The organism is Paraburkholderia sp. GV068 (assembly GCF_003058125.1).
Taxonomy (GTDB): domain Bacteria; phylum Pseudomonadota; class Gammaproteobacteria; order Burkholderiales; family Burkholderiaceae; genus Paraburkholderia; species Paraburkholderia graminis.
Genome location: NZ_QBUB01000027.1, coordinates 48,876 through 63,761 on the forward strand (window position 1 = coordinate 48,876; position 14,886 = coordinate 63,761).

The 14,886-nt window shown below is 64.3% G+C and carries 13 protein-coding genes and 1 riboswitch; of the genes, 6 read left to right on the forward strand and 7 right to left on the reverse strand.

Features of this window, described 5'->3' with window-relative positions:
• Positions 1–78: 78 nt before the first annotated feature.
• Positions 79–2,346 carry a xanthine dehydrogenase family protein molybdopterin-binding subunit gene (locus tag C8K18_RS31740; protein WP_181324962.1) on the forward strand — a complete coding sequence of 756 codons (2,268 nt, stop codon included), beginning with the start codon at positions 79–81 and terminating at the stop codon, positions 2,344–2,346.
• Positions 2,347–2,360: 14 nt separating this feature from the next.
• Positions 2,361–2,819 (forward strand): (2Fe-2S)-binding protein, encoded by a 459-nt coding sequence (locus C8K18_RS31745; protein WP_006047722.1) that lies wholly within the window; start codon positions 2,361–2,363, stop codon positions 2,817–2,819.
• Between the two features lie 226 nt (positions 2,820–3,045).
• Here C8K18_RS31745 and C8K18_RS31750 read toward each other — a convergent pair whose 3' ends face one another.
• The 6 genes from C8K18_RS31750 to C8K18_RS31775 form a co-directional block, all read right to left on the reverse strand.
• Positions 3,046–4,611, reverse strand: a complete 1,566-nt coding sequence (locus C8K18_RS31750) for an efflux transporter outer membrane subunit (RefSeq protein WP_107710939.1) — start codon at positions 4,609–4,611, stop codon at positions 3,046–3,048.
• Positions 4,608–5,573 carry an HlyD family secretion protein gene (locus tag C8K18_RS31755; RefSeq protein WP_107710940.1) on the reverse strand — a complete coding sequence of 322 codons (966 nt, stop codon included), beginning with the start codon at positions 5,571–5,573 and terminating at the stop codon, positions 4,608–4,610. Before C8K18_RS31755 ends, C8K18_RS31750 begins: the two co-directional genes overlap by 4 nt.
• Positions 5,574–5,580: 7 nt before the next feature.
• Entirely contained in the window at positions 5,581–5,790 is a 210-nt protein-coding gene (locus tag C8K18_RS31760) for a DUF1656 domain-containing protein (protein ID WP_006047726.1), read from the reverse strand.
• Between the two features lie 33 nt (positions 5,791–5,823).
• Complete coding sequence (locus C8K18_RS31765) at positions 5,824–7,926, reverse strand: FUSC family protein (protein WP_107710941.1); 2,103 nt, start codon at positions 7,924–7,926, stop codon at positions 5,824–5,826.
• An 89-nt stretch (positions 7,927–8,015) separates the two neighbouring features.
• On the reverse strand, positions 8,016–9,674 hold the full coding sequence (locus tag C8K18_RS31770) for an ATP-binding protein (protein WP_006047728.1): 1,659 nt from the start codon (positions 9,672–9,674) through the stop codon (positions 8,016–8,018).
• Between the two features lie 4 nt (positions 9,675–9,678).
• The gene (locus tag C8K18_RS31775) at positions 9,679–11,196 is read right to left on the reverse strand and encodes an ATPase domain-containing protein (protein ID WP_006047729.1); all 1,518 of its coding nucleotides are present in this window, start codon (positions 11,194–11,196) and stop codon (positions 9,679–9,681) included.
• A 166-nt stretch (positions 11,197–11,362) separates the two neighbouring features.
• On the opposite strand from C8K18_RS31775, the gene C8K18_RS31780 reads away from it, so the two are divergent.
• The gene (locus C8K18_RS31780; RefSeq protein ID WP_006047730.1) at positions 11,363–11,803 is read left to right on the forward strand and encodes a hypothetical protein; all 441 of its coding nucleotides are present in this window, start codon (positions 11,363–11,365) and stop codon (positions 11,801–11,803) included.
• A 20-nt stretch (positions 11,804–11,823) separates the two neighbouring features.
• Here the strand turns inward: C8K18_RS31780 and C8K18_RS31785 are convergent, their stop codons facing one another.
• Positions 11,824–12,444 carry a histidine phosphatase family protein gene (locus tag C8K18_RS31785; protein WP_006047731.1) on the reverse strand — a complete coding sequence of 207 codons (621 nt, stop codon included), beginning with the start codon at positions 12,442–12,444 and terminating at the stop codon, positions 11,824–11,826.
• A 38-nt stretch (positions 12,445–12,482) separates the two neighbouring features.
• Positions 12,483–12,621, forward strand: a riboswitch (cobalamin riboswitch).
• Between the two features lie 40 nt (positions 12,622–12,661).
• Between C8K18_RS31785 and C8K18_RS31790 the strand changes: the two genes are divergently transcribed.
• From C8K18_RS31790 to C8K18_RS31800, 3 genes are all read left to right on the forward strand, one after another.
• The gene (locus tag C8K18_RS31790) at positions 12,662–12,883 is read left to right on the forward strand and encodes a CbtB-domain containing protein (RefSeq protein WP_006047732.1); all 222 of its coding nucleotides are present in this window, start codon (positions 12,662–12,664) and stop codon (positions 12,881–12,883) included.
• 11 nt (positions 12,884–12,894) lie between these two features.
• Positions 12,895–13,707 (forward strand): CbtA family protein, encoded by an 813-nt coding sequence (locus tag C8K18_RS31795; protein WP_006047733.1) that lies wholly within the window; start codon positions 12,895–12,897, stop codon positions 13,705–13,707.
• Between the two features lie 236 nt (positions 13,708–13,943).
• The coding region (locus tag C8K18_RS31800; protein ID WP_181325352.1) for a phage late control D family protein at positions 13,944–14,886 on the forward strand (943 nt) is incomplete at its 3' end.

Consider the following 14,886-nt stretch of genomic DNA (forward strand, 5'->3'; position numbering starts at 1 on the left):
AATATTGCGTGGGGACGCAGGGCGCGCATCGCGCCCTTGCAGCTTGTTACCGGCGGGCAAGCCGATGGGCCATTCATCATGAAGCGCAGAACCTTCGTCATCGGCGGCGCCGGCGCGGTGGGTGCGTTGCTGGTCGGCTGGTCCGTGCTGCCGGCGCGGCAGCGCCTCACGACCGACGCGCCGTTACCCGTCGAAGGCACGCAAACGGCGCTCAACGGCTGGGTCAAGATCGCCGCCGACAACAGCGTGACGATCATGATGAGCAAGGCGGAAATGGGCCAGGGCGTTCACACCGGTCTCGCGATGCTGCTTGCCGAAGAACTCGACGCCGATTGGTCGCGCGTGCGTGTCGAGGACGCGCCGATCGACAACATCTACAACAGCGTGCAGAACGTCATCGACGATCTGCCGTTTCGTCCCGATCACGACAGCATCACGAAGCGCGCGGTCGTCTGGTACACGCGCAAGCTCACGCGCGAAGCCGGCACGATGATGACCGGCGGCTCGTCGAGCATCAACGACCTGTGGACGCCCATGCGCGAAGCGGGCGCCTCGGCGCGTGCGATGCTGATTGGCGCGGCCGCCGCGCAATGGCACGTCGCACCCGGCGAATGCGCGACGCAAGGCGGGTATGTCACGCATCCGTCGGGACATAAGGCGAGCTTCGGCGAGTTGTCGTCGATGGCGGCGCAACAACCGCTGCCTCGCAAGGTGGCGTTGAAAAACCCCGCGAATTTCACGCTGATCGGCAAACCGTTGCGCCGCATCGAGGCCGCGTCGAAGATCAACGGCAGCGCGCGATTCGGCATCGACGTGTTGCCCGACGGCCTGCTCTACGCGAGTGTCGTGATGTGTCCTACGCTCGGCGGCACGGTTGCGAGCTTCGACGCGAGCGCGGCGCAGCGAATGCGCGGCTTCGTGAAGGCGCTCGCTTTCGAGCCGTATGCGGGCGGCACGGGCGGCGTCGCCGTGATCGCGGACAATCCATTTCGCGCGACCAACGCCGTCGACGCGATCAAAGTGACATGGCAGCATGGCGCCGCGGCCACGCTTTCGAGCGCGGAAGTGGAGCGCCGCCTCGCGCTCGCCCTCGACGACGGCGACGGCCACGCGTACTACCGCCGCGGCGACATCAACGATGCGCTAAGCGGCGCGGCGCGCACCATCACGGCTGAATATCACGCGCCGTATCTCGCGCACGGCGCGGTCGAGCCGCTCAACTGCACCGTGCAGGTCGCGGACGGCGCGGCGACCGTCTGGGTATCGACGCAAACGCCCGCGCTCGCGCGGCGGCACGTCGCCAAAGTGCTGCATATCGACGACGACAAGGTTCATGTGCATGCGCAGTTGCTCGGCGGCGCATTCGGGCGACGCCTCGAAACCGATTACATCGCACAGGCCGCCGCGATCGCGCGCGAGGCCGGCGGACGTCCGGTGCAAACGCTATGGTCGCGCGCGCAGGACTTTACGCACGACTTCTATCGCCCCGCATGCGTATCGCGCCTGAAGGCGGGCTTCGACGATAACGGCAAGCTCGTCGCGTGGCACAGCGCGTCCGCGAGTCAGGCCATCGTGCCCGAAGCGCTCGCGCGTTATTACGGCGCGCCGCGCATTCCGCTCGACAAGACGACAGCCGAAGGCGCGTTCGATCAGCCCTACGAGTGGCCCACGGCGCGCGTCGCGCACAAGATCGTGGACTTGCCCGTGCCGGTGGGCTTCTGGCGTTCGGTCGGCCACTCGCATCAGGCCTTCTTCACCGAGAGCTTTACCGATGAGATCGCCGCCGCCACCAGCCAGGACCCGATTGCGTTTCGCAGCGCACTGCTTGCGCAGCATCCGCGGCACCTGGCGGTGTTGCAGCGAGTGGCCGCATTGTCCGACTGGGCGCACCCGTTGACGTCTGCCGCCGATGGCGCTCCGCGCGCGCGTGGCGTCGCGCTTCACGAGGCATTCGGCAGCGTGGTCGCGCAGGTCGCGGAGGTATCGATCGGATCGCACAGGATGATTCGCGTGCACCGCGTGGTTTGCGTGATCGATTGCGGTTTGCCGGTGAATCCGAATCTGATTCGTCAGCAGATGGAGAGCGGAATCGTATTCGGCCTCTCGGCCGCGTTGCAGGACGAGATCACGATCGTCAACGGCCAGGTCGAGCAGAAGAACTTCGTCGACTTTCCGGTTGTGCGAATCAACGATTGCCCGATCATCGAAGTCGACATCATGCCGAGCCAATTGCATCCGCAAGGCGTCGGCGAACCGGGCGTGCCGCCAATCGCGCCGGCTGTTGCCAATGCAGTGTTTGCACTGACCGGCAAGCGACTGCGTACGTTGCCTTTGAAGTTCACCTGAAGCCGGAGACCGATATGGCAGCGCTCAACATCAACGGACGCGCGGTGGCTGTGCAAGTCGAGCCGGATATGCCGCTATTGTGGGTGCTGCGTTGCGAGCTCGGCATGACGGGCACGAAGTTCGGCTGCGGCGTCGGCATTTGCGGCGCCTGCACGGTGCATCTGAACGACAAGGCGTGCCTGTCGTGTCAGACGCCCATGTCCGATTTGACGACGCAGAAGATCACGACCATCGAAGGGTTGCAAGGCGGCGAAGCGCAGGCACTGAAGGCCGCGTGGATCGATCTCGATGTCGTGCAGTGCGGCTATTGTCAAAGCGCGCAACTGATGGCCGCTTGCGCGCTGCTCAAACAGAAGCCGCATCCGAGCGACGCCGACATCGACGCGGCCATGAGCAATATCGTCTGTCGTTGCGGCACGTATCCGCGGGTGCGCGCCGCGATTCATCAAGCGGCGAAGCGCCGGCCTGCGTAGCGCAAGCCGGCGCTTCGCGAGCGAGCAACGGGCTTAGCCCGCCAGAATTTCGACGATGGCCACGACCGCCGTGAAGATGCCGATGCATCCGCCCAATGCTGCTGCGCTTTTCATGAATGACGACATACCTTGGCCTCGTAACGTGTGGTGAGTGCCAGGTATTTAACCGTAAATGAAAGGCAAAAGAAAGTTATTCAAAAATAAAACGTAAGGTCGGGTGATGCGGCTACGGGGCTTGGGTTTTTGCTGCCGATGCTCGTGCCGAAGCCGAAGCCGAAGCCGAAGCCGAAGCCGAAGCCGGTGTCGAAGCGGAAGCCCCCGCCATCCCCGGCGCAGCGTGCCCCTCCCGCTCCCACCCGCCGCCGAGTGCCAGAAACAGATTCACCTGGTCGATCGCCACCTGACCTTCAGCCGCTGCGACTTGCGCTTTCGTCGACGTCAGCGTGCGCGTCGCATCCAGATCGGAGATGAAGGACTCGCGGCCCGCGCGATACAGCCGGTGCGTTTCGTCCGCGGATTGCGCCGCGGATTTCAGCGCGGCCTGTAGCGCTTCCGTGCGAGCGTAGTCCGATGCATAGGTGGCAAGGCTGGTCTCCGTTTCGCGCAACGCGGTCAGCACGACGCCGTCGAAGCGCGCAAGTGCGACCTGGCTCGACGCCTGCGCTTCGCGCACGCGGCCGCGCGCGCCGTTGGCGGGGAACGTCCAGCTGATCAGCGGACCGAAGCCCCAACGCGCTGTCGGTGACGTGCCGAGATCTTCGAGAACGCCCGTCAAACCCGCCGATGCGCCGATGCTCACGGTCGGATACAGCGCGCCGGTCGCAACGCCGATACGCGCCGTCGATGCCGCCAGTTGACGCTCGGCTTCGCGCACGTCGGGCCGGCGCCGGAGCAGCGCGGCGCCGTCGCCGACGGGAATCGGTTGACGGATTTGCGGCAGCTTCTCGCAGGCGAGAACCGCGGGCGGCAAGTCGGACGGTGCGCGCGCGAGCAGTGCCGCCAGCCGGTATTGCGCGATCTTGCGACGCGCGGTGTAGCGCGGAATATCGGCGGACAACGTATCGACCTGGGTTTGCCCGCGCGTGACTTCCGTCTGATTGCCGCGGCCCACGTCACGCAGACGCCGCGAGACATCCACGCGCTGTCTTTGCAACGCGAGCGACTGCTGCGCGATCTTCAGTTCCTCGGCGGCCGAGCATTGCTCGACGTAGGCGCGCACCACGTCGGCGACCACTGAGATGCGCGCGAGATCGCCCGCGGCCTGCACGGCGTCGGCGTCGGCCTGCGCCGCTTCCACGCCGCGCCGCAGCTTGCCGAACAGATCGATTTCATACGCGACGCTGATGCCGACGTCGCCTTCGTTCACGACCGGCAGTTTCTCGGTGAGCAGGTATTGTTCGGCCGATTCCTGCGCGCGCTGAAACGCCGCCGACGTCTTGCCGGAAAAGCCGCCTTGCGCCTGAGCCACGCCGAGCGCCTCGCGCGAGCGCGCGAGATTCGCGGCGGCGACGCGCAAGTCGGTATTGGATTGCAGCGCTTCGTCGACGAGACCGTTGAGCACCGGATCGTCGTACAGCTTCCACCACACCGCGGGCACGTCGGCGTGTGACGTGAGCGCCGAGTCCGCGCCTTCGATCGGCGCATTCGCGAGCGGCGCGTTCACGAGTGCGTCTTTCGGCAGCGAGTAGTTCGGGCCGACATTCATGCAGCCGTTGAGCAACGCGGCGAGCGGAACCAGCGCGAACGCGCGCGAAGGCAGGCGCAGAAACGGCGCGAAGCGGGACGCTTTCATTGCGAGGCGCCCGAAGTGGCTGCGGCAGTCGCGGGCGGTGTTGCGGAGACACTCGACGCCTCCGAAGCCTGCGCGGGACGCGCGGCGCGCGCCTCCGCCAGCTCGCGCACCGACACGGTAGCGGTACGCCCTGCGATCATGCGGAAATCGGGCGGAACTTCATCGAGCGCGACACGCACTGGAATGCGCTGCGCGAGCCGCACCCAACTAAACGCAGGATTCACATTGGGCAGCAGATTGGTGCCCTGCGTGCGGTCGCGGTCCTCGATGCCCGCGACGATGCTTTGCACATGCCCACGCAGCACCTGCGGCTCGCCCATCACGCTGATGTCGACCGGCTGTCCGATGTGGATGCCGCCGAGCTTCGTCTCCTCGAAGTAGCCGTCGACGCGGAACGAATGCATGTCCACCACCGACAGCACCGCGCGTCCCGCCGCGACGAATTCGCCGGCACGCGGCGCGCGATCGTTCAGATAACCGTCGACGGGGCTCACGATCGTCGCGCGTTGCAGATTCAGCTTCGCCGTGTCGATCGCGACGTTCGCATCGGCGAGCGCCGCTTCCGCCTGGTCGACGCGCGAGCGGCTCTCTTCCGCGACTTCGGCGGCGACGAGGTTGCCGAGCTTGCGATTGCGCACGTCTTCCCGCCGTGCCTGGTCGAGCGTGGCGCGGCGCTGCTGCGCGGTGGCCTGCGCCTGACGCAGCGCGAGCGCGTAGCGGGCGTGATCGATCACGAACAGCACCTGGCCTTGCCTGACCTGCTGGTTGTCCACTACATCTACCGATGAAATCAGCCCCGACACGTCCGGTGCAACCTGGATCACGTCGGCGCGTACGTGTCCGTCGCGAGTCCACGGCGCGAACATGTAGTAGCCGATCAGCTTCCACAGCACGAGCGCCGCGGCCACGACGACGATCAGGGTCAGCACGATCTGACCGACGGAGAACCAGGTTTTTTTCACGTTGATTTCACGAAACGAGTCTGTGCGAAACGACGACGACAAGGCCCAGCACCAGCACATAGATGCCGAGATCGAAGATCGAGCGATGCCACACGAAGCGGTAAAAGCCGACACGCGCGAGCACCGCGCGAATCGCGAGGTTGATCAGATAGGCGACCAGCATCAGCACGAGCACGGCCGGCACAAATACGCCGAAGATGTCTATTTCACCGATCATCGTGGGAATGGGGCCAAGGGGTTGAACGGCGCATCAGGCGCTTGCCTCCTGCGCGGGTGGCGTTGCGGCTTGCAGCGTGGCCGGAAAGAGCGAGAGACGCAAGCCGATCAGCGCGTGCAGCGCGTCGCGCAAGTGACGTGCCGAGGTTTGCGCGGTCGCGTCGGGCGTGCCGGCATCCGCGAGTCCTTGCGCGGTGACGCGCGCGACGGCCGAATCGATCGACGACATCAGGCTCGCGGGCACGGGCTCGCGCGCGTGGCGGTTCGCGCAGCTTTCGTAATAGCCGCGCACGCCGTCGAGCACCTGCTCGATCGCGGCCGGCGCCTCGCCGCCGAGCTTGCGCGTGAGACGGCGCAAATCGAGGGAATTGAACGCGATGCGCAGATCGCGAAAACTTTCGATGGAAGGATGACGATGGTCGTCGGTCGCGGCGAGCCGTGGGATCAGTTGCATCAGACGATCCAGCATGCGCGCGGCGTGATTGCGCGGGTCTTCGATGGGCCGCGTCGACGCCGTCAACGCGACATCGCTCCAGCTCGAGCGCAGCAGGCGAGCCGCCGCGAGTTCGGCGCCGAATGGCCGCGTCACGCGAGTCCACAGATAAGCGTAAAGAAGTCCCGCGAGGCCGGCGAGGTTGCTGTTGAGGAAGGTCAGAAAGTTGGCGTCGTACGCGTCCTGAATGCTGATGAACGTGGCCGTGTTCACGGCGACGAGCACCGTGACCATATTGAACTGCGGGCGCGGAATCAGCGTGCCGACCAGAATGAACGGCGCGGCGAACAGGATCACGAGCATCGGAAAGTCATGCACGTGCGGCAACACGGCGAACAGATAGACACCTGCGGCCAGCACGCTGATCGCGGTCGCGACGAAGAAGCGGAACACCATCGGCGCGGGTTCGTCGAGTGCGGCGAAGAAGCAGCAGGCGACCGCCGCGAGCGTCACGGCGCTTGCGCCGTCCGCCCAACCGGAGGCGATCCACAGACTGCACGCGAGAATCACCGCGGCCGCGGTCGAGCCGGTCGAGAACAGCATCATGCCGCGATCGAAAAAGCGCTCGGTGCCGCCGAGCCGCCAATGGCGAAAACGCGGCCGCCACAAGCCTTCCTCACGCGTGATGATGATGCGCAGCGAGCGGCAGTCCTCCCATACGTCGATCACCTGCTTCATGCGCCACAACGCGCTGGACAGCAATGCGCCGTCCCAGGTGGTGAGCGCCTCGGGCGGCGGCTGCATCGCGGCAATGCGTTCGCGCAGCGCATTCGCGGCCGGGTCCGCGTGATGGCCCGCGCTCGCGGCCGGCAGCGGCGCATTGAACCATTTGACGATGTCGGCGAGCAGCGCCTCGAGCCCTTCCGGCCACTTGTAACTGCCGGCGTTGTAAAGCGCGATCAGCGGATCGGCGAGCGCCGACATGAGCGGCAGCAGCAACTGCATGCGTCCGCGAAGTTCATGCGCGCGCGTGAGAAGGTCGGGGCGCGTGTGATCGTAGGCGAGCTGGCTGAGCAGCAATTCCAGACCGTTGATGGTCGCCGCGAGCCGCTGCCGCGCGCCGGAAATCGCCGCGCCTGCGATGCGGCCCGACAGCGTTTCCGTCGAGTAGAAAGCCGCGTCGCGAAACCATGCATCCGTCCGCTCGATGATGGTCGGCGCGAGCCGGCTCGGAAACACCACGCTGCCCACGATGCTCGCGCAGACGATGCCGAGCGTGATCTCTTCGGTGCGGCTCACCGCAAGATCGAACACGCCTGCCGGATTCGTGACCGCGGGCAGCGCGATGATCGGCAGCGTATAGCTCGCGAGCAGAAACACGTAGCTGCGCGCCGTGCGATCCGAGATCGCGAGAAAGAGCAGGGTGCCGACCCACAGCGCGAGGACCACGCTGAACAGATACGGCGATTCGACGAAGGGCGGCACGAGGAGCACGGCCGCCGACGCGCCGAGCGCGGTGCCGAGCGCACGATAAATCGCCTTCGAGCGCGTCGCGCCGACGAACGGATTCGACACGATGTAGACCGTCGCCATCGCCCAGTAAGGCCGCGGCAACTGCAGTGCGAGGCCGATGTACAGCGCGATCATCGCGGCGGCAAACGTCTTGACCGAGAAGAGCCAGTCGCGAAGGGAGGGGTAGATCATGGCGCGTTACGCTGCACTGTCAGACAATCGTTAGCCAAGCAATGTAGTTGGAAAATTTTCTGCGCGCCGGCTGAAGCAGGCGGTTTTTTTCAGCCAATCAATCCGAGCCGGACGGTCCGCGCGAGATCGTCGAGCTGGAAAGGTTTGCGCAATACCGTGCAGCGCTCGACCGAAAGACCGGATATATCGACGTCGGCGTAACCGGTTGCGAGAATCACCGGCAGATCGCTGCGCATCTTACGCGCTTCCGCGATTACGTCGATGCCATTCATGCCAGGCATCGCGAAGTCGACCATCAGCAGGTCGGGGTTGTCGTCCGTCAGACGGGCGAGTCCGGCGCGGCCATCGGGGGCTTCCGTCACGTTGTAGCCGAGCATTTTGAGCGACTCGACGAGCATGGCCCGCACCTCGCTGTCGTCTTCGATCACGAGCACGCGCTTTTCGCCGACGGCGTTCGCTTCGGTATCGGACGCCTTGGCGTTCTGCGGCGCGACGCGCTCGCGCAGCGGCAACCACAGTTCGACCGTGGTGCCGACGCCTTCCTGGCTGAAAAGCCGCGCGGTGCCGCCGGCCTGGCGCGCGATGCCGTACACCTGGCTCAGGCCGAGGCCGGTTCCCTTGCCGATCGGCTTGGTCGTGAAGAACGGATCGAACACGCGCGTGACGAGGTCGGGCGGCACGCCCGCGCCCGTGTCGGCGACTTCGATCACGACATAGCGGCCCTCGGCGAGTGTCTGGTCGGGCGCAGTGCGCTCCTTCACGCGCACGCTGAGCTCGCCGCCGCCCGGCATCGCATCGCGCGCGTTGATCGCGAGATTCAGCACCGCAAGCTCGAGCTGGTTCGCGTCGGCGTGCGTCCACATCTCCTTGCGTTCGAAGTCGTTGATGTAGCTGATACCCGATCCCAGCGACACGGTAATGATGTCGCGCATGCCTTGCAGCAGCGTGACCACGTCGACGGCCTTCAGGTCGAGGTTGCTGTTGCGCGAGAACGTGAGCAACTGGCCCGTGAGTTTGGCGCCGCGTTCGGTCGCGCGCTTGACGGTCGCGGCCATGCCGCGAATGCGCTCGTCGCCGCTCACGCGCGCGATCAACTCCGAGTTGACCATGATGACGTTCAGCAGATTGTTGAAGTCGTGCGCGATCCCGCCCGTGAGTTGGCCGAGCGCTTCCATCTTCTGCGATTGCACGAGCACGGCCTGCACCTTCGCGCGCTCGTGGATCTCCATCATCAGCCGGTTGTTGGCCGAAGCGAGTTCATGCGTACGTTCGGCAATCCGGCTTTCGAGCGAATCGTTTAGCTGGACTAATGCTTCTTGCGCTTCGATCCGTTCGGCGAGATGGCGGCGCGATTCGTATTGCCGTGCGCGCGCCCGCAGCGCCGACGCCACGGCTCGCCGCAGCGTCTCCGAGTTCAGCGGACGTTCCAGCACGACGACGTTGCCGAGCCGCTCGAGCACTTCCAGTCCGCGCGCCGACCGATGACCGACGCGCGTCGCCGCGAGCAGGATAAACGGCAAGTCGGACCATGCGGGCTGATGTTCGAGCCACTCGAACAGGCGCGTTGCACGGCTGTCGGCGAGCGCTTCTTCGGCAATCAGCGCGGTGCCCACGCCGGCGTCGAGCGCTTCGGTCAGCGCGTCCGCATCGCTAAAGGCGACGCACGTCCGCTTGTCCTTGCTCAGGACTTCGGCAATGACATCGGCGTCGCGGCCAAACGGCGCGAGAATCAGGACGCGTTGCTCCATGAGCTTACTGCCGCGACGTATCGATGAGGTGATCGGTCGCACCGAGCAGCGCGGTGCTGCCGCTATAAGACGGCAACCCGGAGAGCACGCCTTCGAAGTCGCGCAGCGCTTCGCCCACCTCCACGCCGTTGTTCGACAGCCTGAACTGACGGATCGAGCGTTCGTGCGCGTTCGCGCGGCTCTTCACGGCGGTCACGGCGGTCAGGACTTCGCCGTGGTGCTCGAAGTAACGGAACAGAACGACCACGTCGCTCAGATAGCTGATGTCGATGTCGGTCTGAATTTCGCCGATGATGCCGTGCTGCCCCAGCACAAGCATCGTGATAACGCCTTGCTGGTTGAGATAACCGAGCAGTTCGTGCATTTGCAGCAGCAGGTAGCGTTCGCCCGGCATCGCTTGCAAGTACGCATTCAGGCTGTCGATCGCTACGTATTTCACGCCTTTTTTCTCGACGGACATGCGAACGTCGCTCGCGAATTCTCCGGGAGAGATTTCGGCGGGATCGATCTGACGCAATGTGAGCAGCCCGCTTTCGACATAGGGCTGCAGGTTCAGGCCGACCGTCGTGCAGCGCGCGATCAGCGTCACCAGCGTTTCGTCGAACACGTAGTAGACGCAGCGCTCGCCTCGCTCGAGAGCCGCGATCAGGCATGAGACCACGGTCGTGGTTTTGCCCACGCCCGAGGGGCCGACGATCAGCGCGTTGGTGCCGGGTATCAGGCCGCCGCCGAGCAGCACGTCGAGACCGGTCGTGCCGGTGCTCACCGTCTGCGTGTCGAAGTCCGCGTGATGTTCGGCCGCGACGAGCCGCGGATAGACCTTGATGCCGCCGGTGTCCAGCGAGAAGTCGTGATAGCCCTCGCGGAACTTGATGCCGCGCATCTTCGCGATGCGCATGCGCCGCCGGTTGCCGCCGTAATCGTGCACGACGTTGTCGAGCGAGATCACGCCGTGCGCGATGCTATGCAACTGAACGTCGGACGGATCGGATGTGTTGTCGTCGAGCAGCAGCACCGTGCATGCGCGCGTGGCGAAATAGCGCTTTAACGCAAGGATCTGCCGACGATAGCGCAGCGTGTTCTGCGACAGCAGCCGCAGCTCGGAGAGACTGTCGAGCACGATGCGCGCGGGCTTGAGTTCTTCGACTTGCTTGATTACGTTGCGCACGGTCTCGCCGAGTTCCACTTCAGCCGGATGCAGCACGGTCTGCTCGAATTGCGGGTCGAGGCCTTCGTCGGAAAGCAGCTCGAGAATGTGGAAGCGGCCGAGATCCCAGCCGTGACTGTCCGCGACCGAGATCAACTCGGAACGCGTTTCCGAGAGCGTAATGTACAGACCTGCCTCGCCTTGCTCAACGCCTTTGAGTAAGAATTGCAATGCCAGGGTAGTTTTACCCGTACCCGGCGCGCCTTCGACGAGGTACATGCGGTGCGGCGTGAGGCCGCCTCCCAGCACGTCGTCGATCCCGTCGATTCCCGAGCAAAGGCGTTTAGGCGTGTGATTGTTCGCGTCGTTTGACATGGCGTAGTCGTGGCGTCAATGAATAAACCGGGCTCGGTCAGCCGGTATCGCCAGGATGCAAGTTGCATGCCTATTTGCAGGGTGCATTCGCTTTGCTTCGCCGCGAGGGCACGAAGCCTGCTGCTTTGGCGCAATCCATCAGCCACTTTCAAGCACGCGCGCCGCTATGAAAACCAGCACGCTGTTCACCAGCACGCTCGCTGTCGCGCTGCTCGCAAGCCTCACGCCGTATCGCGCGAGTGCCGATGATTCGCCGAGCCCGTGTTCGTCGTTGAAGCGGATCGTGGCCGCGGCGCCGGACGGATTCACTGCGCTTTCGCCGGACGACGGCAAAGGCGTCGCGCAACCGTATGGCGACGACGCGCAATGCTCGGCGGCGCGGGGAAGCTATCAGTGCATGTGGACGCCGCATCGCGATGCAGGGTCGAGCGCGGACGCATTGCAAGCGGTCGCCGCCGACATTGCTTCCTGTCTGCCGGACGCGACGCACGATCAGAATTCGCCGGGACGTCAGCATTTTTATCTTGGTGCGCCGGCGAGGCGCACGCAGATCACGTTGACGTCTGCGGGATCGGGAAAGCTGCGTTTATCGGTATCGGGTAAATGACGATGTGTGTTCTGCGAGACTCACGACGATGCGGGCCACCATGTCCAGCCGCGTTGTTGCGAGCGATGCAGTTCGACCACTGTTAGCGGTGCGATTTCGATGCGTGGGAAGATGGCCGGCGAGGCGCTCAACGCATGTATGACAGCGGCGCGGATGATCGGGGCGTGGGTGACGGCGATGACGTCGCGCGCGTTGCCTGGCGCTTTGCCTTGTGCATCGTGGAGCGCAACGTCGAGCGTGTCGAGCCATTCGCCGATGCGCTTCACTGCCTGACTAAACGACTCGCCGCCGTGCGGGGCGGCGTCGGGATTGTGCATCCATGCGCTCAGGTCGATTGGCGTTTGCGCCGCGAGGTCGGCAAGACGACGGCCTGTCCAGTTGCCGTAGTCGATGTCGGCGAGCGCTGCGTCCACCTTCGCGTTGAGACCCAGGGCCGAGGCCGTATCGCGGGCGCAAGCGGCCGGGCTGACGAAAGCGGGTGCTTCGTTGAGCGCGGTCAGATGCGATAGATGCGACAAGCGCGCTTGCGCGGCTTGCGCTTCAGCGAGGCCGCGAGCGTCGAGTGGATCGTCGGCGGGAAAGCGGCCCGCGGGCATGGCCGCGGTTGGCGCATGGCTGATCAGCAGCAGCCGAAGGTTCATTTTTCGCGTTCCATTCAATATGCGCGCGCGTCAGTCCGCGCTAGCTGGCGCCGAAGTTTACCGCGTAGAATAGCCGGACTGCGAAGCGCGGAAGCCGGTGAGAGCCCGGCGCGGTCGCGCCACTGTAATCGGCATCGCAAGCCGAAAGCCAGACCTGAGCTTCGCACCATTCCTCTGCAATCGACTACGGGGCGCGTTACCCCAGGAGATGTCCTTCATGACTGAAGCTGTTTTCGATCCCGCTCGCGAGCCCGCTGTTCAGCCCACGCCGATTCCGCTGCGCGAATTGTTGCCTTGGGCCGTGTTCGGCGGATTGCTGTTGCTGCTCGCGCTGTACTTCGTCGGCGCGGAACAGGGCGCCACGTCTCTCGTGCCTGGCATGTACGTGCATGAGTTCGTGCACGACGGCCGCCATCTGCTCGGCTTTCCCTGCCACTAACGGAGCAGAACATGGTCGGTAAGTTGTTGTTGCGCGGCATGCTTGCAGGCATCGCCGCAGGACTCGTCACGTTCGCGTTCGCCCGAGTGGTGGGCGAGCCGCAGGTCAATCAGGCGATTGCGTTCGAAGAGAAAGCCGGCGAGGCGGGTGGTGCAGCGCATGGGCATGAGCATGGACATGCGGGTGCGGCTACTGCTGCTGCCGATGCCGATGAGCACCAGCATGCACATGAGGAGGAACTCGTCAGTCGCGATACGCAAGCCGGTTTGGGATTGCTGACCGGCGTGGTCGTGTACGGCGCGGCGTTCGGCGGATTGTTCTCGCTCGTGTTTGCCTACGCTTACGGGCGAGTCGGCCCGATGAGTGCGCGCGCGTTGTCGGCGTGGCTCGCGCTTGGTGCATTCGTCGCGCTGGTGATCGTTCCGAACATCAAGTATCCGGCGAATCCGCCCGCGGTCGGCGACCCCGCGACGATCGGACCGCGCACGGGACTCTTCTTTCTGATGATCGCGATTTCGCTGACCGCGCTGGTCTTTTCGCTGAAGGTCCGACGCCGCGCGGCCATCAAGCTCGGTGCATGGAACGGCTCGATCGTGGCTGGGCTCGTGTTCGTCGCGATCATTGCCGTTGTGCAGGTGTCGATGCCGGTTATCGATGAAGTCCCTGCGGGTTTTCCGGCAGCGCTGCTGTGGAAATTCCGCGTCGCTGCGCTTGGCATGCAGGCGATTATGTGGGCGACGATTGGGTTGCTGTTTGGGGCGGTTGTTGAGCACAGTTCATTCATGCGTGCAGATAATCGGCGGGTGGGGGCGAGGGTGGTTTGAGGTTGTTGGGCGACGCTATTCGGTCCATGACAGTTCTTTGGCGACAGGGCGACTTCGGTCGCCCTTTTCCGTTTGACAACAGACTACGGACTTTCAGACACATCTGATTGAAGTGAATCACCCCGCCAGGTAAAAACGCGTGAAGAGCTGAAATGGCTCCAGATCGCGGCCAGCCTGACGTTTGCAGTCCTCATGTACCCGGCCGCGTCTCCCACAATCAGCAAGGAGGCCGGGTCATGGCAGACCTGCAAGACGCGCTGCGTGCCATAACCGGGCGCCAGGCATATTTTCTCGACGTACCTGGCACGGACAGCGCGGCGGCGCTGTCGGTCGTGTCGTTCACGGCAATCGAGAAGATGGGCGCGCCCACCGAGGTGCGCATCGAGTTGACCCACCCGCAGCAGCTTGCACGGGCTGACTATCTGAACCTTGATGCGGTTTTCGGCATCGAGAATGACGATGGAACAGTGCGGAAATTCAGTGGTTTCATCGAGCGCTTCTCCACCATCCGGACCACGAAGGACTACGTAAAGTACGAGGTCGTGGTGAAGTCACACTTCGGACGGCTCCAGGCGGTTACGGACACGCACGTCTACCAACGCGTCACCACACCGCAGATCCTCATGGCGGTGTTGCGCCGTCATGGCATCCGGGATCACCAGACATCGTTCCGTCTGCGCCGTCAGTATCCGGTCCATCTCTGGCGCTTCCAGCACCAGATGACGGATTTCGATTATGTCCACATGCTGATGGAGAAGGCTGGGATCTACTGCTTTATCGTGGAAACGGAATACGGTGACCAGATCGTCTTTGCAGATGACATCGATCATTACCTCTACGACGATCCACAGCGGATCGTGCCGTACCGCGAAGCGGCCGGTCTGGAAGCGGGCGGCGTGGAGGCGGTGACGAAGATCGAGACGCACACGACGACCGTGCCGCAGTCGTTCATGGTCGCGGACTACAACCCTGAGAGCGCGTGGGAGCGCTTTCGGGACAGTGCCAATGTCGCACCGCAGGACCCGACGACGTATGGCCAGCCGTATGTCTACGGCACGCATCATCTCGACCAGGCGGGCGCCAGGTGGGAAGCGCAGTTGCGCCACGAGGCGGTCATCGCACGACAGGTCATTTACGAGGGCGAAAGCAACGTACTCGCATTGCAGTGCGCAAGCGTGC

Coding starts and splice junctions, on each gene's coding strand:
- C8K18_RS31740 (WP_181324962.1), top strand. CDS start 79: ATGAAGCGCAGAACCTTCGTCATCGGCGGCGCCGGCGCGGTGGGTGCG.
- C8K18_RS31745 (WP_006047722.1), top strand. CDS start 2,361: ATGGCAGCGCTCAACATCAACGGACGCGCGGTGGCTGTGCAAGTCGAG.
- C8K18_RS31750 (WP_107710939.1), bottom strand. CDS start 4,611: ATGAAAGCGTCCCGCTTCGCGCCGTTTCTGCGCCTGCCTTCGCGCGCG.
- C8K18_RS31760 (WP_006047726.1), bottom strand. CDS start 5,790: ATGATCGGTGAAATAGACATCTTCGGCGTATTTGTGCCGGCCGTGCTC.
- C8K18_RS31765 (WP_107710941.1), bottom strand. CDS start 7,926: ATGATCTACCCCTCCCTTCGCGACTGGCTCTTCTCGGTCAAGACGTTT.
- C8K18_RS31770 (WP_006047728.1), bottom strand. CDS start 9,674: ATGGAGCAACGCGTCCTGATTCTCGCGCCGTTTGGCCGCGACGCCGAT.
- C8K18_RS31775 (WP_006047729.1), bottom strand. CDS start 11,196: ATGTCAAACGACGCGAACAATCACACGCCTAAACGCCTTTGCTCGGGA.
- C8K18_RS31780 (WP_006047730.1), top strand. CDS start 11,363: ATGAAAACCAGCACGCTGTTCACCAGCACGCTCGCTGTCGCGCTGCTC.
- C8K18_RS31785 (WP_006047731.1), bottom strand. CDS start 12,444: ATGAACCTTCGGCTGCTGCTGATCAGCCATGCGCCAACCGCGGCCATG.
- C8K18_RS31790 (WP_006047732.1), top strand. CDS start 12,662: ATGACTGAAGCTGTTTTCGATCCCGCTCGCGAGCCCGCTGTTCAGCCC.
- C8K18_RS31795 (WP_006047733.1), top strand. CDS start 12,895: ATGGTCGGTAAGTTGTTGTTGCGCGGCATGCTTGCAGGCATCGCCGCA.